This is a genomic window from Salinicola halophilus, from assembly GCF_003206155.1.
In the GTDB taxonomy this organism is placed as follows: domain Bacteria; phylum Pseudomonadota; class Gammaproteobacteria; order Pseudomonadales; family Halomonadaceae; genus Salinicola; species Salinicola halophilus.
Genome location: NZ_PZJV01000002.1, coordinates 278,500 through 297,583, shown reverse-complemented (window position 1 = coordinate 297,583; position 19,084 = coordinate 278,500). Strand labels below are relative to the sequence as shown.

The following is a 19,084-nucleotide window of genomic DNA, read 5'->3' as shown; positions in this document are numbered from 1 at the left end:
CGCTTCACTCGGCTCGCTTATTTATCCAGCGCCCCCTGGGTCCTGCAAAAAGCATCCGTCTCAAAGTCACTCAAACCGTTTTTCCGAAAAATCACCCAACGCTTTCTCTAAAGGAGTCTTCATGAAACTGCTGCGCCACGGCCCCAAGGGTCAGGAAAAACCCGGCATCGTCGATGCCAACGGTGTCATCCGCGATCTCTCGGGCGAGATCGACGACATCGCCGGCGACATTCTCAGTGAGGCGGGCCTCGCCAGGCTCGCCAGACTCGATCTCCAAAGCCTGCCAGCAGTCGCGACGGATTCGCGCCTCGGGCCCTGCGTGGGTCGCGTGGGCAAGTTCATCTGCATCGGTCTGAACTACTCCGATCACGCCGCCGAGACCGGCTCGGAAGTGCCCGCCGAGCCGGTCATCTTCAACAAGTGGACCAGCGCGATCTGCGGACCCGACGACGACGTGGAGATTCCCCGCGGCTCGCAGAAGACCGACTGGGAAGTCGAGCTCGGCGTGGTCATCGGCACCGGCGGACGCTACATCGACGAGGCCGATGCGCTCGATCACGTCGCCGGCTACTGCGTGGTCAACGACGTCTCCGAGCGTGAATTCCAGCTCGAGCGCTGCGGCAGCTGGGACAAGGGCAAGGGCTGCGACACCTTCGGTCCGCTCGGCCCCTGGCTGGTCACTCGCGACGAGATCGACGACCCGCAGAATCTCGACATGTGGCTCGAGGTCGACGGCAAGCGCTACCAGAACGGCTCCACCCAGACGATGGTCTACGGCGTCGCCCACCTGGTCGCCTATCTCAGCCGCTTCATGAGCCTGCAGCCGGGTGACGTCATCTCCACCGGTACGCCGCCGGGCGTGGGCATGGGCCAGAACCCCAAGGTCTTCCTGAAACCGGGACAGGTCATGCGGCTGGGCATCGAGGGGCTCGGCGAACAGCAGCAGCGCTGCATCGAGAGCTGATACCACCGCCGCATCGGCTCGTCGCCCACGGAGGTCACCGTCATGCGTATCGATGCCCATCAGCATTTCTGGCACTACCGAGCGAGCGATTTTCCGTGGATCGACGATGCCATGGGCGAACTCAAGCGGGATTTTCTGCCGCCGGATCTCGCCGCCGAGCGGGAGGCTTGTGGCATCGAGGCGACGATCGCGGTGCAGGCGCGGCCGGTGCTCGAGGAGACCGACTTCCTGCTGGATCTCGCCGAGCGGGAGGCGTCGATCGTCGGCGTCGTCGGCTGGGTGGATCTGGAAGCCGACGATCTCGACGCCACACTCGAGCGCTGGCACGGATCAAGGCTCTGCGGCTTCCGCCACCTGATTCAGGACGAGTCCGATCCCAGCGACTATCTGCGTCGAGGCGACGTCCAGCGCGGCGTTCAGCGGCTACAGCGGGCCGGCTGGTGCTACGACGTGCTGGTTACCGCGGCCCATCTGCCGGCGACGCTCGACTTCTGCCGCGCCTGCGACGCTCACACGCTGGTTCTCGATCATCTGGGTAAGCCCGACGTGCGCAGCCATCTCGAATCCGTGCGTCGATCCGCATTCGACGATTGGCGGCGCGAGTTCGCTCGCCTGGGCGAACTGCCCCACCTCGCCTGCAAGGTGTCCGGGCTGATCACCGAGGCCGACTGGCAGCGGTGGCGCCCCGAGGATCTTCGGCCGTATCTCGACGTGGCGCTGGAGACCTTCGGCGAACGCCGGCTGCTCTTCGGCTCCGACTGGCCGGTCTGTCGCGTCGCCGGCGATTACCGGGCGGCCTTCGCCCTCGTCGATGACTGGGCCACCGAGCGCGGCCTCGACCGGGACGCGCTGTTCGGCGGCAATGCCCAGCGCTGGTACGGGCTGATGCCGCCCCCCGCGCTCGACGCCGATCTCGATACCCGTCTCGATACCTGGCTCGATACCCAAGCCCACTCTTCCACGCAGGAGCGTCGCCCATGAATCTCGAGCTGGCCGGCAAGGTCGTGATCGTCACCGGTGGCGCTTCGGGCATCGGCGCGGCGATCACCGAAGGGCTGGTTGCCGAGGGGGCGATCGTCGTGATCGTCGCTCGCGATACCCCGCCGGCGGCATGGCTCGCCGGGCTGCGCGACTCCGCGTCGGTGGACTTCGTCGCCACCGAGCTGACCGACGACGACGCCTGTCGCGAGGCCATCGCGCAAACCGTCGCGCGCCACGGGCGACTCGACGCCCTGGTCAACAACGCCGGGGTCAACGATCGGGTGAGCCTCGAGGCCGGCGTCGAGGCGTTCCAGGCCTCGCTGGATCGCAACCTCCTCCATTACTACGCCATGGCGCATCACGGCCTGCCCCATCTGCGCGAGAGCCGCGGGGCGATCGTCAACGTCGCCTCCAAGACCGCGCTCACCGGTCAGGGCGATACCAGCGGCTACAGCGCCGCCAAGGGCGCCCAGCTGGCGCTGACCCGGGAGTGGGCGGTGAGCCTCGCCGGCGATGGCGTTCGGGTCAACGCCGTCGTGCCGGCGGAGGTGATGACGCCGCTCTATCGGCGCTGGATCGACAGCTTCGACGACAGCGAGGCCCGCCTGGCGTCGATCGAAGCGGCCATCCCCTTCGGACAGCGCATGACCGAGCCGCGGGAGATCGCCGACAGTGTGCTCTTCCTGCTGTCGCCGCGGGCGTCGCACACCACCGGTCAGTGGCTTCACGTCGACGGCGGCTACGTCCATCTCGATCGCGCCATGACGGCGCCCTGATCGCGGAGACCGACGACATGCGTTACTGCCTTGCGCTGGATCTGGTCGATGACGACGCGCTGATCCAGGAGTACGAACGGCATCACCGCGAGGTCTGGCCGGAAGTCGAGTCACACCTCAGAGCCTGCGGCGTGACACGACTCGAGATCTTTCGATTGGGCTTGCGGCTGACGATGGTCATGGAGACCGACGATGACCGGTTCAGCTTCGACGCCATGGCCGCCGCCGAGCGTGACAACCCGGCGGTACAACGGTGGGAAACGGCAATGTGGCGCTTCCAGCGCCCGACGCCCTGGACGGAGGAGAACCACAAATGGCAGCGCATGACGCCAATCTATCGCTTGGACGACGCATGAAAGCGCCGGCCGCCACGCGCACGCGGCACCTGCGCAAGTGGGGGCTGCCAGTGGAGACGCTGGTTCTCGGTCTCACCCTGGCGCTGTGGATCGTCATGGCGCTGACGACCTCGACCTTTCTCACCGCCAACAATGTCGTCAACATCCTGCGCCAGGTGTCGATCGACAGCATCATCGCCTTCGGCGTGCTGTTTCCGATCCTGATCCGCGGCATCGATCTTTCGGTAGGCTCGGTGGTGGCACTCTCCGGCGTGGTCTGCGCGAGCCTTCTGACCGCCGGCGTCCCCATCCCGCTGGCGATCGGTCTGACGCTGCTGCTGGGCGTGGCGATCGGCTCGCTCAACGCCTTCTCCGTCTACCGCCTCGGCATCCCGGCGTTCATCATCACCCTCGCCGGCCTGCAGGCGTTTCGCGGCGGCGCCTTTCTGGTCAGCGACGGCACCAGCGTCTTCGGTCTGCCCAAGGCGCTCTCCACTTTCGCCCGCGCCGAGTGGCTCGGCATTCCGTCGCTGTTCTGGAGCATGCTGATCATCGGCCTGGTGCTGCACTTCATCCTCAGCCGCACCCGCACCGGGCGCTACATGCTCGCCATGGGCAGCAACCACGAGTCCGCCCGCCGGGCCGGCATCAACATCAAGCGCATCGTCTTCTTCGCCTACATCATCAGCTCGGTCACGGCCTGCATCGCCGGCATGCTGCTGATGTCACGCATGAGCATCGGCTCGCCCACCGCCGGCGTCGCCTACGAGCTCAACGCCATCGCCGCCGCCGTGGTCGGCGGCGCCAGCCTCTTCGGCGGCCGCGGCAGCGTGCTCGGCACCTTCATCGGCGCGCTGCTGTTCGCCACCATCGCCAACGCCGCCAATCTGCTGGGCATCGACTCGTTCTGGCAGATGGTCGCCACCGGCGTGCTCATCGCCGCGGTCGTCTACGTCGACAACCTGCACAAGCGCCGCCAGAGCGGCGTGAAATGAGGAAACACTGAACCAATGCCTGCGCGAGCGAATCACTGCGTTGCGCGGTACTCGAAAACTCGCCTAACCCCAAGTTATGTCTCGTTTTCTGTGTTCCGTGCGCCTTGTGCTTCATCTCGCTCGGCGATTGATTCAGAGCTTCCATAGGAGATAGAGAATGTCACTACTCGAAGTTAGGGACCTCAAGAAGCGCTTCGGTGCCGTGGAAGTCCTCTGCGGGGTCGACCTCACCCTCGAGGCCGGCGAAGTGCTCGCGGTGGTGGGCGACAACGGTGCCGGCAAGTCGACGCTGATCAAGCACATCTCCGGCGTCTACCGGCGCGACGGCGGCGACATCAGTCTCGGCGGCGAAGCGGTCTCGTTCGACTCTCCCAAGGAGGCGCGTCGCGCGGGTATCGAGACGGTCTATCAGGATCTGGCGCTGGCCGACGAGCTCTCGGTGGGTGCCAACATCTTCCTGGGTCGCGAGCCGACTCGGCGCTGGCTCGGGCTGCTGCCGGTGATCGACCGCGGCCGCATCCAGCAGGAGACCCAGCGGCTGATCGACAGCATCGAGAGCCACATCCCCGACGGCGCGACGACGGTGGCCGGGCTCTCTGGCGGCCAGCGCCAGGCCGTCGCCATCGCCCGCGCCCTCTACTGGGACGCCAAGGTGGTGATCCTCGACGAGCCCACCGCGGCGCTGGCGGTCATGGAGCGGGAGAACGTCATCAAGCTCTCGCGAATGCTCGCCGCCAAGGGCGTGGGGGTGATCTACATCGGCCACAACCTGGTGGAGATCCTCGAAGTCGCCGACCGCATCGCGGTGATGTATCGCGGCCGCATCGTCCACGTCACCCGATCCGAGGAGACCACCCAGGAAGAGCTGATCAAGTACATGACCGGCTACAGCGAACGCCGGGAGAGCGCCGCCTGAGCGCGGCCGGTTTCGAAGCCAAGCGGTTCGATTCGCCAGGCGGTTCGATTCGCCAGGCGGTTCGATGGGTAGAACGGTTCGACAGCCAGAGCCGTTCGACAGGCAACGACGGCAGGACCCGAAGACCAACCACAACAGGCGGAGAACGCTCATGCCACGCCACACGCCATGCTCACCCCGATTCGCCCCGCTCGCCCTCGGCGTCGCCCTCGCCGGGCTCTCGGCGAGTCCGCTCGCCAGCGCCCAGGAGAGTGACATCACCATTCCGGTGGTGATCAAGGCGACCACCGCCTCCTACTGGCAGGCGGTCTTCGACGGCGCCCATCAGGCCGCCGACCGTCTCGGTATCCAGATCGAGGAGCTGGGGCCGGCCAACGAGACCGAGGTCGCGCGTCAGATCGCGATCATGGAGAACCTGATCAGCCGTCAGCCGTCGGCGATCGTCCTCGCCCCGGTCTCCAACGACGCCATGGCGGGCCCCGTCGAGAGCGCGACCGACGCCGGCATTCCGGTGGTCATCATCGACTCCGGGGTCGACACCGACCGCTACGCCTCGCTGATCGCCACCGACAACTTCGCCGCCGGCCAGCGCGCCGGCCATGCGCTGGCCGAGTGCATGGAGCGAACCGGCGGTGAGCCGGCGGGCCAGGTGGCCTATCTGCGGACCAATCCCAACGGCGAGTCACTGGTCTCCCGCGACAACGGTTTCCTCGATGCGATCGGCGAGTATCCGGAGATCGAGGTCGTCGACAATCGGGTGGCCAACAACGATACCGCCAAGGCGATGAACGACACCCTCGACCTGCTCAACCGCTACCCCGATCTCAAGGGTATCTTTGCCGACAACCAGCTGATGGGCGACGGTGCCGGCACCGCGTTCGCCGAGCAGGGCGCCGAGGATGTCTGTCTGGTGGCGTTCGACTCCAGCGAGCTGGAGGTCGATTTCCTGCGCCAGGGCATCATCGACTCTCTCGTCGTCCAGGACCCCTACATGATGGGCTACACCGGCGTGTGGTTCGCCTACGCCGCCTCGCAGGGCGTCGCGCTGCCCACGAGCGTCGACACCGGCGTCCATGTCGCGACCACCGAGAGCGTCGACGAACCCGACTTCACCGGCCTGCTCGATCCCAAGCAGCGCCAGCTGACGCCGTATCTGGCACCGAGCGCGACTGCGGCAGGCGACGACTGACCCGAGCCGGGGCCGAGCCCGCCGAGTCGAGCCGGCCCCTTCGATCGATCCTACGCCCGGCAATCTGGGTATCCGCCGGGCCCACCGTCCACACATTGGTCCGACCTTTGTTCCTTTGACACACCGGGTCGGCGTTTCAGGAGTCCAAACATGCAAGTCGTCGTCTGTTCGAAGCCCGGCGAAATGGCCGTCATCGAGCGCCCGGTGCAGGCTCCCGCGCCCGCGGAAGCGCAGGTCGCGATCCGGCGCATCGGTATCTGCGGCACCGACATCCATGCCTTCGGCGGCAACCAGCCCTACTTCGCCTATCCGCGAGTGCTGGGGCACGAGCTCGGCGGCGAGGTGGTCGCCGTCGGCGAGGGCGTCGACGAGGCGCTGCTGAAGCAGACGGTCTACGTCATTCCCTATCTGCACTGCGGCGAGTGCCGCGCCTGTCGACAGGGGCGCACCAACTGCTGCCAGCGACTGGAAGTGGTCGGCGTGCACCGCGACGGCGGCATGGCGGAAACGCTGAACGTTCCCGCCTCGCACCTGGTGCCGGCGCCGGGACTGTCGGCGGAGGCGCTGGCGCTGGTGGAGTGTCAGGCGATCGGCGCTCACGCGGTGCGCCGCGGCCAGGTCGAGCAGAGTGACTTCGTGGTGGTGGTCGGCGCCGGCCCGATCGGCATCGGCGTGCTGCAGGTGGCCAAGAGCCGGGGCGCGCGGGTGGCGATGGTCGACACCAACCGGCGGCGCCTCGATCTGTGCCGAGACACTCTCGGTGCGGATGCCGTCTGGCACGCCGTCGAGGATGACGTCATCGCCGAAATCGAGGCGATGAACGACGGCGCCCTGGCCGACGTGGTGTTCGACGCCACCGGCAACCCGGCCGCGATGAACCGCGGCTTCGACTTCGCCGGCCACGGCGGACGCTACGTGCTGGTCAGCGTGGTCAAGGCGGACATCAGCTTCAGCGACCCGGACTTCCACAAGAAGGAGCTGACTCTGCTGGGCAGCCGCAACGCCACCCGGGAGGATTTCGAGACGGTGACGCGACTGATGGCCAGCGGCGACATCCAGACGGCGCCGCTGATCACCCACCGCGGCGCGCTCGCCGATCTGCCGACACTGATGCCGACCTGGTGCGACCCGCAGAGCGGCGTCATCAAGGCGATGGTCACCCTCGACGAAAAGCCTCTCGACGAAGAACCCGCGGCGGGAGCGACGTCATGAGCGAGTTCACCCAGCGCGACGACACGGCCAACGCCGTGATCGGCAGCGATGCGCCAGCGCGCACCAGTCTGCGCATTCACCCGCGGGACAACGTCGGCGTCGCGCTGACCGATCTGCCGGCCGGGCGCGAAGTCACCCTCGATGGCGACACCGTGCGGCTCGCCGACAACGTCCGCGCCAAGCACAAGTTTGCGCTCGTCGATCTCGCCGAGAACGCCATCGTCACCATGTACGGGGTCACCGTCGGCCGCGCGACTCGGCCGATCGTCCGCGGCGGCGCGATCACCACGGAAAACCTCGCCCATGCCACCGGCAACGATCAGGCGGTGCCCGGCACCAAGGGCTGGACGCCGCCGGATACGTCGCGCTTTCAGGGGACGACCTTCGACGGCTTCCATCGTCCGGACGGGCGAGTCGGCACGACCAACGTCTGGCTGGTGATCCCGCTGGTGTTCTGCGAGAACCGTAACATCGAGGTGCTGCGCCAGTGCGTCGCCGACGCGCTGGGGGACGACCCCTACCGGGACTACAAGCGCATGGCGCGACGAATGCTCGACGACACGCGGGACGACAGCCCGGATTCGACCGCGGCCGATGCCATCGACGCCGGCGCGCCCGGACGCTTTCCCAACGTCGACGGCGTGCGCTTTCTCACCCACACGCTCGGCTGCGGCGGCACCGACGACGACGCCGAGGCGCTGTGCCAGCTGCTCGCCGGCTACGTCTGCCACCCCAACGTCGCTGGCGCGACGGTGCTGAGCCTGGGATGCCAAAAGGCGCAGATCCGCATGCTCAAGGCCGCGGTGGCGGAACGCGATCCGCAGGGACTGAAGACGGTGGACTACTTCGACCAGCAGTCGTCGGCCAGCGAGGACGCGCTGATCCGCGATGCCCTGCGCTCGATCTTCGACGGCCTGGCGGCGGCCGACCGGGTGACTCGCCAGCCGGCGCCGCTGTCGAAGCTGACCCTCGGCGTCGAGTGCGGCGGCTCCGACGGCTTCTCCGGCATCTCCGCCAATCCGCTGGTGGGGGCGGTGGTCGACCGGCTGGTGGCGCTCGGCGGCAGCGGCATCCTGAGCGAGTTCCCGGAGCTCTGCGGCGTCGAACACGAGCTGATCGCCCGCTGCGTCGACGTCCCCACTGCCGAGCGCTTCAGCCAGCTGATCGCGGCGTATCAGCGTCACGCCGCCGCGGTGGGAGCGGACTTCGCCATGAACCCGTCCCCGGGCAACATCCGCGACGGCTTGATCACCGACGCCATGAAGTCCGCCGGGGCGGCGAAGAAAGGCGGCGATAGCCCGGTGGTCGACGTGCTCGACTACACCGAGCCGCACCGCCGTGCCGGGCTCAGCCTGCTCTGCTCGCCGGGTAACGACGTCGAGTCGACCACGGCGCTGGCCGGCTCCGGCGCCAACCTGATCGTCTTCACCACCGGACTCGGCACGCCCACCGGTAACCCGGTCGCGCCGGTACTCAAGATCGCCAGCAACAGCGAGATGGCCAGGCGGATGCGCGACATCATCGATTTCGACGCCGGGCCCATCGTGCGCGGCGAGCGCGACATCGGGGAGCTCGCCGATGCGCTGCTCACGCTCTGCATCGAGGTCGCCTCCGGGCGGCACCCATCCCACGCCCAGCGCCTCTCCCAGCACGACTTCATCCCCTGGAAGCGCGGGGTGTCGTTATGAACAGCGACATTAGGAAAAGCGACGACATGCACAGCGACGCGATGATGAATCACGTCATGACCGACGAACCCCGTGTCTTCCCGCCGGACGCCACCATCGTCCAGTTCGGCACCGGGCGCTTTCTGCTCGCCCACGTCGACGCACTGGTCTCCGACTCGCTGTCCCGCGGGGCGAGCGAGGCGCGCATTCTGGTGGTCCAGACCTCACCGCGGGAGGAGGGCAAGCGCAAGGCGCGGGCGCTGGCCGAGGCGCGCCGCTATCCCGTACGCGTTCGCGGTCAGCGCGACGGCGAGCGCGTCGATGACGAGCAGATCGTCGAGAGCGTCGCCGACTGCGCGATCGCCGAGGAGGCATGGCCGGCCATTACCCGCCACGTGGTCGAGCATGCCCGAATCATCGTCTCCAATACTGCCGACGGCGGCTTCGAGATCGGCGACGACTCGAGCCTGAACGCGATACCCACGAGCTATCCCGGCAAGCTGACCCAGCTGCTGCGCGCGCGCTTCGAGGCCGGCGGCGAGGGGCTGACGATCCTGCCCTGCGAGCTGATCGACGCCAACGCGGCGACGCTCAAGGCGCTCGTCGTCGAGATGGCGCGGCGCGACGGCGATGCTCGAAAGGTGGAAACGCCGCGCGACACCGCCGACTTTATCGAGTGGCTCGAGACGCGCTGCGTGTGGGCGAACACCCTGGTGGATCGCATCGTTTCCGCCCCGCTGGAGCCGCTCGGCGCCATCGCCGAGCCCTACGCCCTGTGGGCGATCCAGTGCGAGCCGGGGATGGCGATCCCCTGTGTCCATCCGGACGTGGAGATCGTCGACGATCTCGCGCCGCAGGCGCTGCTGAAGCTCCACGTGCTCAATCTCGCCCACACCTTTCTCGTTCATCGCTGGCGCTGCGCCGGCGAGCCGGTCGATTTCGTGCGCGAGGCGATGGCGACCGCAGCGCTGGTCGAACCGCTGACGGACGTGCTCGACCGCGAGGTGCTGCCGGCGCTGGCCACCCGGCTGCCGCTGGCGACGCTTACGGCATACCGCGACGTGACGCTGGAGCGCTTCGCCAATCCGTATCTCGATCACCGCCTCGCCGACATCGCCCAGAACCATGCCGCCAAGCTCGAGCGGCGGCTCAAGCCGGTGGTCGAGATGGCCGCGGCGGCGGGCATCGCCACACCCCACCTCGCACAGGCGCTGCGCGAGAAGTCCGACGATAACGACCCCGTAAGGAGCACGTCATGACAAAGTCCAACCCCCCTCGCTTCACCGCGACGCTTGCCGGATTCGGCACGCTGTTCGCTCTCTCTCTCGCCCCGCTGACGGCCGAGGCGGCCACCGAGATCCGCGTCGCCTACGGCAACCAGCCCGGCGAGCCGGTCGACGTCGCGGTCAAGGCGTGGGCCGAACGCGTCGCCGAGGCGAGCGACGGTGAACTCACCCTCGCGGCCTTTCCCGCCAGCCAGCTCGGCGGCGAGACCGAAGTGATGGAGCAGGCGCGTTTCGGCTCGCCGCTGATCACCATCACCGCCTACTCCAACTTCATGAGCTCGGTGCCGGATCTCGCGGTGCTCGACGCGCCCTATCTCGCCGAGGATTTCGACAGCAAGCTCAAGGTCTTCGACTCCGACTGGTTCGCCGAGCAGGAGCAGAAGGTCGAGGCCGCGGGCTATCACATCGTGATTCCCAACACGGTCTACGGCGTGCGCCACCTGCTGTCGCGCAACGCCGTCTCCGCGCCACAGGATCTCGCCGGGGTAAAGGTTCGGGTGCAGAACTCGCCGATGTACGTCGCCGCGATCGAGGCGATGGGGGCGGTGCCGACGCCGATGTCGCTGGGCGACGTCTATCCGGCCCTCGCTCAGGGGCTGGTCGACGGCGTCGAGAACCCGCTGCCGGTGCTCTACGGCGGCAAGTTCTATGAGGTGGTCAAGACGCTCAACCTGACCGGGCACATGCATACCGTGGCGCCCTTCGTCACCGGCCAGGCGTTCTGGGACCAGCTCTCGGCCGAAGAGCAGCAGATTCTCACCGAGACCGGCCAGGAGATGGCGACCAACCTGCGCGGCCTGGTGGAGCAGGAGACCGCCAAGTCGATGCAGGCGCTGACCAACGCCGGCGTCGAGGTCCACGAACTGGACACCACGGCGTTCCGCGAGCGCGCCGGCGAAGAGATTCCCGCTGCCTTTCCGCAGTGGAGCGACGGTCTCTACGACCGGATCCGCCAGATCATGGAGGAGTGACGCGCCGCGCCCGGCGGCGGCCCGCATCATCGACGCGGGCGTCGCCGGGCTCGCTCGACCTCGTTCCCCCAAGCCTTGCGGAAAGATTGCCTGTCACCACCGCGACGCAAGCGCCGCGTCGCCGAGAGATCGCCTCATGCCAACGCTATTCAGAGCCGTCGACCGTGTGATGCGGCTCGACGAGGTGATCGCGAGCCTGGCCCTGTTCGGCCTGTTCCTGGTCGCGATCGCCAATGTCTTCATGCGCTATTTCCTCTCTTCGCCGCTGGCTTGGAGCGAAGAGATCCTGCAATTGCTGCTCGTCTGGGCCAGCTTTCTCGGCGCCAGCGCCCTGGTCCGACGCAACGAGCACGTGCTGATCGGCCTGCTCAACGACAAGCTGCCCGCCGCCCTCGCCCGCTGGAACGTGCGGCTGTTCAACGTCGGTGTCGTCGCGCTCTGCGCGCTGGCGATGCTCTTCTGGGGCCTCGAGCTGCTGCCGTTCTCGCGCTTTCGCGCCACGCCGATGCTGCAAATTCCCTATTACTGGGTGCACATCGCCATTCCGATCAGCGCGGTACTGATGCTCTATCACGCCGTGGTGCGGCTCATCACCGACGACCGCGACGTCGCCGGTCCCGGCGCGGAGCCGGCGCCAGCCGGCACGCCACTTCACTCGACGCTCGGCACTGCCGACGGACACCGGGAGTAACTTCATGGCCGTCGGATTCGCCCTCGTCGCGCTCTTCGTTCTCTTCTGCCTCGGCACGCCGGTCGCGTTCGCGCTGTTCGCCTCGAGTCTCGTCTACTTTCTGGTCGGCGCCGACCAGCCGATGGTGATGCTGATCCAGCGCCTCGCCGGCGGTCTGGAGTCGGTTTCGCTGCTGGCGATCCCGTTTTTCATCATGGCCGGCGTGTTCATGAACCACTCCGGCATCACCGAGCGGCTGCTCAAGCTGGCCGAGCTGATGACCCGACGACTCCACGGCGGGCTGGCCCAGGCCAACGTGCTGCTGAGCACCTTCATGGGCGGGCTCTCCGGCTCCAACATCGCCGACGCCGCGATGAACGCCAAGCTCCTGGTGCCCAGCATGACCGCCGCCGGCTATCCGAAGGCGTTCTCGAGCGCGGTTACCGCTTCGTCGTCGCTGGTCACCTCGACCATTCCGCCGGGTATCGCGCTGATCGTCTACGGCTACGTCAACAACGTCTCCATCGGCCGGCTGTTTCTCGCCGGGGTCGTCCCGGGCGTATTGATGGCCGTGGCACTGATGTTCCTGGTCTCTCGCCAGTGTCGTCGGCTCGGCTATCAGCCGCCGCGCCGCGAGCGGGTCTCTCGCGTCGAATGGATCAGCGTCACCCGGGCGGGCATCATCGCGCTGCTGCTGCCGGTGGTGGTGATCGGCGGCATTCGCGTGGGCCTCTTCACCCCCACCGAGGCGGGGGCGATGGCGGTGCTCTACGCGCTCATCGTGGGGCTCTTCGTCTACCGCCAGATGGGGCTCGGCAGCGTCGCGCTGGCAACGCGAGAGTCGCTGATGGCCTCGGTCAACGTGCTGTTCATCATCGCCGTGGCCTCCGGCTTCGCCCGGGTGCTGACATGGGAGCAGATTCCCCAGCAGATCGCCCTGCTGCTCTCCTCGGAGGTGGGCAGTGCGGTCGCCTTTCTGCTCATCGCCAACGCGCTGCTGCTGATTCTGGGCATGTTCCTGGAGGGCAACGCCATCCTGATCGTGCTCTCGCCGCTGCTGGCACCGGTGGCCGCGCAGTTCGGCATCGATCCGGTGCACTTCGGCATCGTCTTCATCCTCAACGCCTCGATCGGCACCATCACCCCGCCGCTGGGCACGGTGATGTTCACCACCTGCTCGATCACCGGGGTGTCGATACCCGACTTCATCCGCGCGGTGATGCCCTACTGGCTGCTGCTGGTGGGACTGCTGCTGGTGGTGACCTTCGTGCCGGCGGTCTCGCTTACGCTGCCCAACTGGGTGTTCTGAGCCGCGACCGAGGCGAGCCGCAAAACGACCGGGGCCGGCGAATTCGCCGGCCGCTCTCCTACTCGTCGGTCACTTTCCTGCCCGCCGGCCTCTTGCCTGCCGGCGGAGCTCGCTCCTGCCCACCGGCCTTTGCGAGTCGCGCTGGCCGTGCCCCTCTCTTCCAGCCGCCGCCTTCGACAAATCGACGAGACGCTCGGTCTCGCCGCCCACCGGGCGTACCGGTAAGATGACGTTATCGGCGCCTATGTTGAACATAGTCGCGTCGATTCGGGCGACGGGTCGTCGCCGCGACCGATTTCGAGACCGGAGACGCCCTCGCGTGACCTCTTTTCGTAGCGATATCTCTTCGAACGGCGCCGTATCGGACGAGACGGCGTCGACGCTTGGCGTGGCCGAATCCCTGGTGCGCGACATCTTCACCGGGGACTACCGGCCGGGGGACTTCCTGCCGCGGGAGGTCGATCTCTGCACGCGGTTCGAACGCAACCGCTCCGCCGTGCGCAGCGAGCTGCGCCGGCTGGTGGATGCCGGTCTGATCGAGCGGATCTCCGGCTACGGCTCTCGCGTTCGCGAGTTCTCGGACTGGAACATTCTCGACCCGCAGATCACCATCTGGATGACACGCTTCGCGACCCCCAACCCCGGCATCCAGCGCGACATCCTGGCGTTTCGCTTCGACGTGGAGCCCTACGTGGCGATGACCGCGGCGAGTCGTGCCACCGCGCGGGATCTGGTGGCCCTGGAGGAGGCCTTCGAGGGGATGGGCCAGCATCTGCGTGACGCCCCGGCGGATGCGGCCGAACGCGCCCGCCTGCACAACGACTGGGACGTCGCCTTTCACGTCGCCATCTTCAAGGCGACGCACAACATCGTCTGGACGCAGCTCTCGCACATTCTACGCCCCTCCATCCACCTGCTCATCGAGACCTCCAACGTCAGCGAGAGCGCGCCAGGTGACAGCCTGGAGCGCCACCGCCAGGTGATGGAGTGCATCCGCACTCGCCGCCCGCGGGACGCCTTCTTCGCCTCCGTCACCCTGCTCGAGGGGACGGCGAACGCGCTGGGCATCGAGATGCCGCAGATGCGGCTCGGCCTGGTGCCCGACTGAACCAGAACGCTCGGCAGAACCAAAGTGCTCGACCGAACCAGAACCCCCGACCGAACCGAAACGCCGAAAGCACGCGATGCACGACGACGCCCGGCGTAACGACGCCCGGCGTAACGACGCCCGGCGTAACGACGCCCGACGTAACGACGCCCGGCACGCCGGCTAGCGCGCGCGCCGACGCCGCTCGGCGAGCGCACGAATATCCGTCGGCCCCGTCCGACAGCAGCCGCCGACGGCGCTCGCCCCCGCCGCCAGCCAGCGCGAGAGACCGTCGGCGAGATCCGCCGGCGCCGCGCCCGCCAGCGCATCCGCCGCGTGCCAGCGTTTGGCCACCGGATCGTAGTGCTCGCCGGAGTTGGGATAGACGATCACCGGCAGCGCGGTCCGGGTGCGAATCGTCGCGATCAGCGGCTCGATGTGCACAAGTGCGGTGCAGTTGATCCCCATGGCGACCACGTTGGGTCGGCCCGCCAGTGCCCGGGCGCAGTCGGCGATGGGCGTGCCGTCGCTGATGTGCTCGCCATCCTTCGCCGAGAAGGTGATCCAGGCGCGAGCGTCGAGCGCTTCCAGCAGATCGGCAATCGCCAGCGCCTCCTCGAGTGACGGCAGCGTCTCCACCGCGAGCAGATCCGGCCCGGCGGCCAGCAGCGTCTCCAGGCGCGGGCGGTGAAAGTCGGCGAGGAAAGCCCGGTCGATTGTCGAATCGGCGTAGCCGCGGTACTCGCTGCCGTCGGCGAGAAACGCCCCGTAAGGCCCCACCGAGGCCGCCACCAGCGGATAGGGTCTCGCGACGGCGTCTCCCTGCTCGCGCCAGAAGGCGTCCCGCGCCTCGCGGGCCAGCGTCACCGAGCGACGCATCAATTCGTCCGCCGTCTCGGCGTCGAGCCCGGCGCGCATGAATCCCTCTCGGGTCGCCTGATAGCTCGCGGTAATGGCGCAGTCGGCGCCGGCCTCGAAGTAGGCGCGGTGGACATCGCGAATCGTCTGCGGCGATTCATCCAGAATCCGCGCCGACCAGAGGGCGTCGTTCAGGTCGCAGCCCAGGCGCTCGAGCTCGGTGGCGAGCGCACCGTCGACGATCATGAAGCCGAAGCGCGCGGCGATCTCGGCGATAGGGTTGGCCAGGGAATCGAACGTCGCGTTGGCACTCATGTCGGCGTCTCCTCAGTGGGTTCGGCGTTGCGAGTCTGCCCGACAGCCCGCTGCCCCGAACGGGTCAGATAGTAGGTGGCGTAGCAGAGCGCGATGAAGGGCACGCCGAAGTAGAGCGCGACGCGCTGCTGCGGATCGAAGGCGATGCCCACGCAGGCGAGCAGGCAAAAGCCGAAGGCGGCGAGTGGCACGAAGGGATACCCCGGCGTCCGGTAGCGCAGATCCCGCGGATCGTTGCCGGCGCGCACGTACTCGCGGCGAAAGCGGTACTGACTCAGCGCGATCGCCATCCACACGACCACCACGGCGAGTCCGGAGATCGACACCAGCGCCAGATAGACCACGTCCGGCGCGTAGAGGCTCGAGAACAGCGAACCGAATCCGCCGATCATGCTCAGCGTGAGGGCATTCATGGGGATGCCGCGGCGATTGAGCCGCCCCAGCGCCCTGGGCAGCGTGCCCTGACGCGACAGCGTCCAGAGCATGCGCGAGGCGGCGTAGAGCCCGGAATTGGCCGCCGACAGCAGCGCGGTGATGATCACCAGATTGATGACGTCCGCCGCGCCCGGCACGCCGATGCGGTCGAACACTGCGACGAAGGGGCTCTCGACCAGCCCGGCCTGCTCGCGGGGCAGCAGCGCCGCGATCACCACGATGGTGCCGACGAAGAAGAGCACCAGCCGCCAGAGCGTGGCGCGGATCGCCCGGGGCACGTTGGTCTCGGGGTCGACGGTCTCGCCGGCGGCGATGCCGATCAGCTCGGTGCCGGAGAAGGCGAACATCACCGCCAGCAGCGTGGTGCCGATGGCGAGATAGCCGGTGGGAAAGAGCCCCTCGGCGAAGAGGTTGTCGAGCCCGGGCGCCCCGCTCGCCGTCTCGCCCGCCAGCGGCACGAAGCCCACCACTGCCGCGCCGCCGAGCGCGACGAAGACCACCACCGTGGCGACCTTGATCAGCGACAGCCAGAACTCCGTCTCGGCGAAAAGCCGGGTGGTGATGGCGTTGGTGGCGAAGACGATCAGCGCGAAGATCGCGCTCCAGTACCAGCCGGGCAGATCGGGAAACCAGCGGCCCATGAAGACTGCGGCGGCGGTGAACTCCGAGCCCAGCGCCACCGTCCAGGTGAGCCAGTAGAGCCAGGCGACGGTGTAGCCCGTGGCCGGGCCGATGAAGCGCGTGGCGTGAGCGCTGAAGGCGCCCGCTTCCGGCATCTGCACCGTCAGCTCGCCCAGGCACATCATCACCAGCCAGGCGATGACGCCCCCGATGAGATAGGCCAGTATCGCGCCGAACGGCCCGGCCTGATTGACGGTATAGCCGGAACTCAGAAAGAGCCCGGTACCGATGACGCCACCCAGCGACAGCATCACCAGATGCCGGCTCTGCATGCTGCGCTTGAACGTCGAGTCTTCGCTGTCACTCATGAAACACTACCCTTGCGGCTCGTTGACTCAGTGTCGGGGGCCGCAATGGTAATCAATCTCGCCCCCGAACGGGGACGCAAGACGTTGATGCGTAAGACCGTTTGGGAACAAGACGATGCGCGAGCGTAACGCGGGGGCCTGGCGCCCCGCCGCCGTCGAAGCGCGTGGCTCTTGGCTCTTGGCTCTTGGCTCTTGGCTCTTGGCTCTTGGCTCTTGGCTCTTGGCTCTTGGCTCTTGGCTCTTGGCTCTTGGCTCAGTGATTGTCCCGCGGCAAGTCCCAGGCGATGGCGCGGTACTTGGTGGCGGGCCTGAGCGTCATGCCGCGATCGAGCGGTTCGATCATCGAGCGCTGGATCTCCTGCCACGGCGTCTGGTGATCCCGATACGGGTAGCCGCCGGCGGCCTCGAGCCGAGTGCGGCGGGCGTCGAGCTCGGCGTCGTCGACCATGAGCGTCACCTGACCGCGCCGCAGATCGACGCGCAGCCGGTCGCCGGTCTCGAGCAGTGCCAGCGCCCCGCCGGTGGCCGCCTCGGGCGAGGCATTCAGGATCGACGGCGAGCCGGAGGTGCCGGACTGGCGCCCGTCCCCCAGACACGGCAGCGAGTCGATACCGCTTTTGATCAGCGCTTCCGGCGGCTGCATGTTGACCACCTCGGCGCTGCCGGGATGCCCCACCGGCCCCGCGCCGCGCATCACGAGGATCGAGTTCTCGTCGAGGCCGAGGGCCGGGTCGTCGATACGCGCGTGGTAGTCCTCGGAGCCGTCGAACACCGCCACCCGCCCCTCGAAGGCATCGATATCCGCCGGGTTGGAGAGGTAGCGCGCGCGAAAGTCCGTCGAGATGACGCTGGTCTTCATCAGCGCCGAGTCGAACAGATTGCCCTTGAGATTGATGAACCCCGCCGAGGCGACCAGCGGGTCGTCGAAGCGCCGGATGACGTCAGCATCCTGAGTCTCTCGCCCGCGGCAGTTCTCACCGAGGGTGAAACCGTTGACGGTAGGCGCATCGGCGTGCAGCCGCTCGGCGCCGAGCAGTTCGTTGACCACCGCCGGTACCCCGCCGGCGCGGAAGAACTCCTCGCCGAGGTAGGCCCCCGCCGGCATCACGTTGGCGAGTAGCGGAATGGCGTGACCGAGACGCTCCCAGTCGTCGTTGTCGATCTCGATGCCGACGTGGCGGGCGATGGCGTTGATGTGGACCGGGGCGTTGCTCGACCCGCCCAGTGCCGAGCAGACGACGATGGCGTTCTCGAACGCCTCGCGGGTGAGAATTCGGCTGGGTCGCAGATCCTCCCACACCATTTCGACGATGCGCGCGCCGGTGGCGTAGGCGACCATCGGCCGCTCCTTGTAGGGCGCGGGAATCATCGCCGAGCCGGGCAGACTCATGCCGAGCGCCTCGGCCATGGAGTTCATGGTCGAGGCGGTGCCCATGGTGTTGCAGTGGCCCACCGAGGGGGCGGAGTCGGCGATGCGGGCGAGAAACTCGGGGTAGTCGATCTCGCCGACCGCAAGGCGCTTGCGCAGCTCCCAGACGATGGTGCCGGACCCGACCCGCTCGGCGCCCCGCCAGCCGTTGAGCATCGGCCCGCCGGAGAGCACGATCGCCGGGAGATCGGCGGTCGCCGCCGCCATCAGGCACGCCGGCGTGGTCTTGTCGCAGCCGGTGGTGAGCACCACCCCGTCCAGCGGATAGCCGTGCAGCACCTCGACCAGGCCGAGGTAAGCGAGGTTGCGATCGAGCCCCGCCGTCGGCCGGCGCACGTTCTCGTGGATCGGATGCAGCGGGAACTCGAACGGCACCCCGCCGGCAGCGCGAATGCCCGCCTTGGTCCGCTCGACCAGATCGATATGGTGGCGGTTGCAGGGCGTGAGATCCGAGCCGGACTGGGCGATACCGATGATCGGCCGCCCCGACGAGAGCTCTTCCAGCGTGATGCCGTAGTTCATGTAGCGCTCGAGACACAGCGCGGTGGTGCCGGCGTGGTCGGGATTGTCGAACCACCAGCGGGAGCGCAGGCGGTCGGGGGTGACGCGGGGGTGATCGCTCATGACTCGTCGCTCTCTTCGGTGTCTTGCAGTCGGTGCGCCTCTCCCGCCGTCAACGAGAGAGACAAGGCTCATCGTC

The 19,084-nt window shown here is 67.6% G+C and carries 17 protein-coding genes; 14 read left to right on the top strand and 3 right to left on the bottom strand.

Annotation, left to right across the window (positions count from 1 at the left end; translation table 11 throughout):
• The first annotated feature begins 121 nt into the window (after positions 1 to 121).
• The 14 genes from DOM33_RS09035 to DOM33_RS08965 all read left to right on the top strand — a co-directional run bounded on the left by DOM33_RS09035 (position 122) and on the right by DOM33_RS08965 (position 14,379).
• The gene (locus DOM33_RS09035) at positions 122 to 964 is read left to right on the top strand and encodes an ureidoglycolate lyase (protein ID WP_110668064.1); all 843 of its coding nucleotides are present in this window, start codon (positions 122 to 124) and stop codon (positions 962 to 964) included.
• Between the two features lie 42 nt (positions 965 to 1,006).
• A complete protein-coding gene (locus tag DOM33_RS09030; RefSeq protein WP_110668063.1) occupies positions 1,007 to 1,945 on the top strand; it encodes an amidohydrolase family protein in 939 nt (312 codons plus the stop codon).
• Positions 1,942 to 2,721: an SDR family oxidoreductase gene (locus tag DOM33_RS09025; protein WP_110668061.1), complete on the top strand. Its 780-nt coding sequence runs from the start codon at positions 1,942 to 1,944 to the stop codon at positions 2,719 to 2,721. The genes DOM33_RS09030 and DOM33_RS09025 overlap by 4 nt, the downstream gene beginning before the upstream one ends.
• Positions 2,722 to 2,738: 17 nt before the next feature.
• Positions 2,739 to 3,077 carry an L-rhamnose mutarotase gene (locus DOM33_RS09020; RefSeq protein WP_110668059.1) on the top strand — a complete coding sequence of 113 codons (339 nt, stop codon included), beginning with the start codon at positions 2,739 to 2,741 and terminating at the stop codon, positions 3,075 to 3,077.
• On the top strand, positions 3,035 to 4,051 hold the full coding sequence (locus DOM33_RS09015) for an ABC transporter permease (protein ID WP_110668057.1): 1,017 nt from the start codon (positions 3,035 to 3,037) through the stop codon (positions 4,049 to 4,051). The genes DOM33_RS09020 and DOM33_RS09015 overlap by 43 nt, the downstream gene beginning before the upstream one ends.
• 157 nt (positions 4,052 to 4,208) lie before the next feature.
• Entirely contained in the window at positions 4,209 to 4,967 is a 759-nt protein-coding gene (locus DOM33_RS09005) for an ATP-binding cassette domain-containing protein (RefSeq protein WP_110668053.1), read from the top strand.
• 151 nt (positions 4,968 to 5,118) lie between these two features.
• Positions 5,119 to 6,156, top strand: a complete 1,038-nt coding sequence (locus DOM33_RS09000) for an ABC transporter substrate-binding protein (protein ID WP_162617944.1) — start codon at positions 5,119 to 5,121, stop codon at positions 6,154 to 6,156.
• 150 nt (positions 6,157 to 6,306) lie between these two features.
• On the top strand, positions 6,307 to 7,368 hold the full coding sequence (locus tag DOM33_RS08995; protein WP_110668049.1) for a zinc-binding alcohol dehydrogenase family protein: 1,062 nt from the start codon (positions 6,307 to 6,309) through the stop codon (positions 7,366 to 7,368).
• Positions 7,365 to 9,056, top strand: coding sequence for a UxaA family hydrolase (locus tag DOM33_RS08990; protein ID WP_110668047.1), 1,692 nt, complete (start codon positions 7,365 to 7,367; stop codon positions 9,054 to 9,056). The genes DOM33_RS08995 and DOM33_RS08990 overlap by 4 nt, the downstream gene beginning before the upstream one ends.
• A 26-nt stretch (positions 9,057 to 9,082) precedes the next feature.
• Positions 9,083 to 10,294 carry a mannitol dehydrogenase family protein gene (locus DOM33_RS08985; RefSeq protein WP_239495310.1) on the top strand — a complete coding sequence of 404 codons (1,212 nt, stop codon included), beginning with the start codon at positions 9,083 to 9,085 and terminating at the stop codon, positions 10,292 to 10,294.
• The gene (locus tag DOM33_RS08980) at positions 10,291 to 11,292 is read left to right on the top strand and encodes a C4-dicarboxylate TRAP transporter substrate-binding protein (RefSeq protein WP_110668045.1); all 1,002 of its coding nucleotides are present in this window, start codon (positions 10,291 to 10,293) and stop codon (positions 11,290 to 11,292) included. Before DOM33_RS08985 ends, DOM33_RS08980 begins: the two co-directional genes overlap by 4 nt.
• A gap of 136 nt (positions 11,293 to 11,428) precedes the next feature.
• A complete protein-coding gene (locus DOM33_RS08975; RefSeq protein WP_110668044.1) occupies positions 11,429 to 11,983 on the top strand; it encodes a TRAP transporter small permease in 555 nt (184 codons plus the stop codon).
• Between the two features lie 4 nt (positions 11,984 to 11,987).
• Positions 11,988 to 13,271 carry a TRAP transporter large permease gene (locus DOM33_RS08970; protein ID WP_110668042.1) on the top strand — a complete coding sequence of 428 codons (1,284 nt, stop codon included), beginning with the start codon at positions 11,988 to 11,990 and terminating at the stop codon, positions 13,269 to 13,271.
• A 319-nt stretch (positions 13,272 to 13,590) separates the two neighbouring features.
• On the top strand, positions 13,591 to 14,379 hold the full coding sequence (locus DOM33_RS08965) for a FadR/GntR family transcriptional regulator (RefSeq protein ID WP_420820186.1): 789 nt from the start codon (positions 13,591 to 13,593) through the stop codon (positions 14,377 to 14,379).
• Between the two features lie 162 nt (positions 14,380 to 14,541).
• On the opposite strand, the gene mmuM is transcribed toward DOM33_RS08965, so the two are convergent.
• From mmuM to DOM33_RS08950, 3 genes are all read right to left on the bottom strand, one after another.
• On the bottom strand, positions 14,542 to 15,531 hold the full coding sequence (mmuM, locus tag DOM33_RS08960) for a homocysteine S-methyltransferase (protein ID WP_110668038.1): 990 nt from the start codon (positions 15,529 to 15,531) through the stop codon (positions 14,542 to 14,544).
• Positions 15,528 to 16,955, bottom strand: coding sequence for an amino acid permease (locus DOM33_RS08955; protein WP_110668036.1), 1,428 nt, complete (start codon positions 16,953 to 16,955; stop codon positions 15,528 to 15,530). Before DOM33_RS08955 ends, mmuM begins: the two co-directional genes overlap by 4 nt.
• A 253-nt stretch (positions 16,956 to 17,208) precedes the next feature.
• Positions 17,209 to 19,008 (bottom strand): IlvD/Edd family dehydratase, encoded by a 1,800-nt coding sequence (locus DOM33_RS08950; protein ID WP_110668034.1) that lies wholly within the window; start codon positions 19,006 to 19,008, stop codon positions 17,209 to 17,211.
• Between the last annotated feature and the right edge of the window lie 76 nt (positions 19,009 to 19,084).

Bases quoted from the DNA above. Each gene is read 5' to 3' on its own strand.
- DOM33_RS09035 (WP_110668064.1), top strand. From the start codon at position 122: ATGAAACTGCTGCGCCACGGCCCCAAGGGTCAGGAAAAACCCGGCATC.
- DOM33_RS09030 (WP_110668063.1), top strand. From the start codon at position 1,007: ATGCGTATCGATGCCCATCAGCATTTCTGGCACTACCGAGCGAGCGAT.
- DOM33_RS09025 (WP_110668061.1), top strand. From the start codon at position 1,942: ATGAATCTCGAGCTGGCCGGCAAGGTCGTGATCGTCACCGGTGGCGCT.
- DOM33_RS09020 (WP_110668059.1), top strand. From the start codon at position 2,739: ATGCGTTACTGCCTTGCGCTGGATCTGGTCGATGACGACGCGCTGATC.
- DOM33_RS09015 (WP_110668057.1), top strand. From the start codon at position 3,035: ATGGCAGCGCATGACGCCAATCTATCGCTTGGACGACGCATGAAAGCG.
- DOM33_RS09005 (WP_110668053.1), top strand. From the start codon at position 4,209: ATGTCACTACTCGAAGTTAGGGACCTCAAGAAGCGCTTCGGTGCCGTG.
- DOM33_RS09000 (WP_162617944.1), top strand. From the start codon at position 5,119: ATGCCACGCCACACGCCATGCTCACCCCGATTCGCCCCGCTCGCCCTC.
- DOM33_RS08995 (WP_110668049.1), top strand. From the start codon at position 6,307: ATGCAAGTCGTCGTCTGTTCGAAGCCCGGCGAAATGGCCGTCATCGAG.
- DOM33_RS08990 (WP_110668047.1), top strand. From the start codon at position 7,365: ATGAGCGAGTTCACCCAGCGCGACGACACGGCCAACGCCGTGATCGGC.
- DOM33_RS08985 (WP_239495310.1), top strand. From the start codon at position 9,083: ATGCACAGCGACGCGATGATGAATCACGTCATGACCGACGAACCCCGT.
- DOM33_RS08980 (WP_110668045.1), top strand. From the start codon at position 10,291: ATGACAAAGTCCAACCCCCCTCGCTTCACCGCGACGCTTGCCGGATTC.
- DOM33_RS08975 (WP_110668044.1), top strand. From the start codon at position 11,429: ATGCCAACGCTATTCAGAGCCGTCGACCGTGTGATGCGGCTCGACGAG.
- DOM33_RS08970 (WP_110668042.1), top strand. From the start codon at position 11,988: ATGGCCGTCGGATTCGCCCTCGTCGCGCTCTTCGTTCTCTTCTGCCTC.
- mmuM (WP_110668038.1), bottom strand. From the start codon at position 15,531: ATGAGTGCCAACGCGACGTTCGATTCCCTGGCCAACCCTATCGCCGAG.
- DOM33_RS08955 (WP_110668036.1), bottom strand. From the start codon at position 16,955: ATGAGTGACAGCGAAGACTCGACGTTCAAGCGCAGCATGCAGAGCCGG.
- DOM33_RS08950 (WP_110668034.1), bottom strand. From the start codon at position 19,008: ATGAGCGATCACCCCCGCGTCACCCCCGACCGCCTGCGCTCCCGCTGG.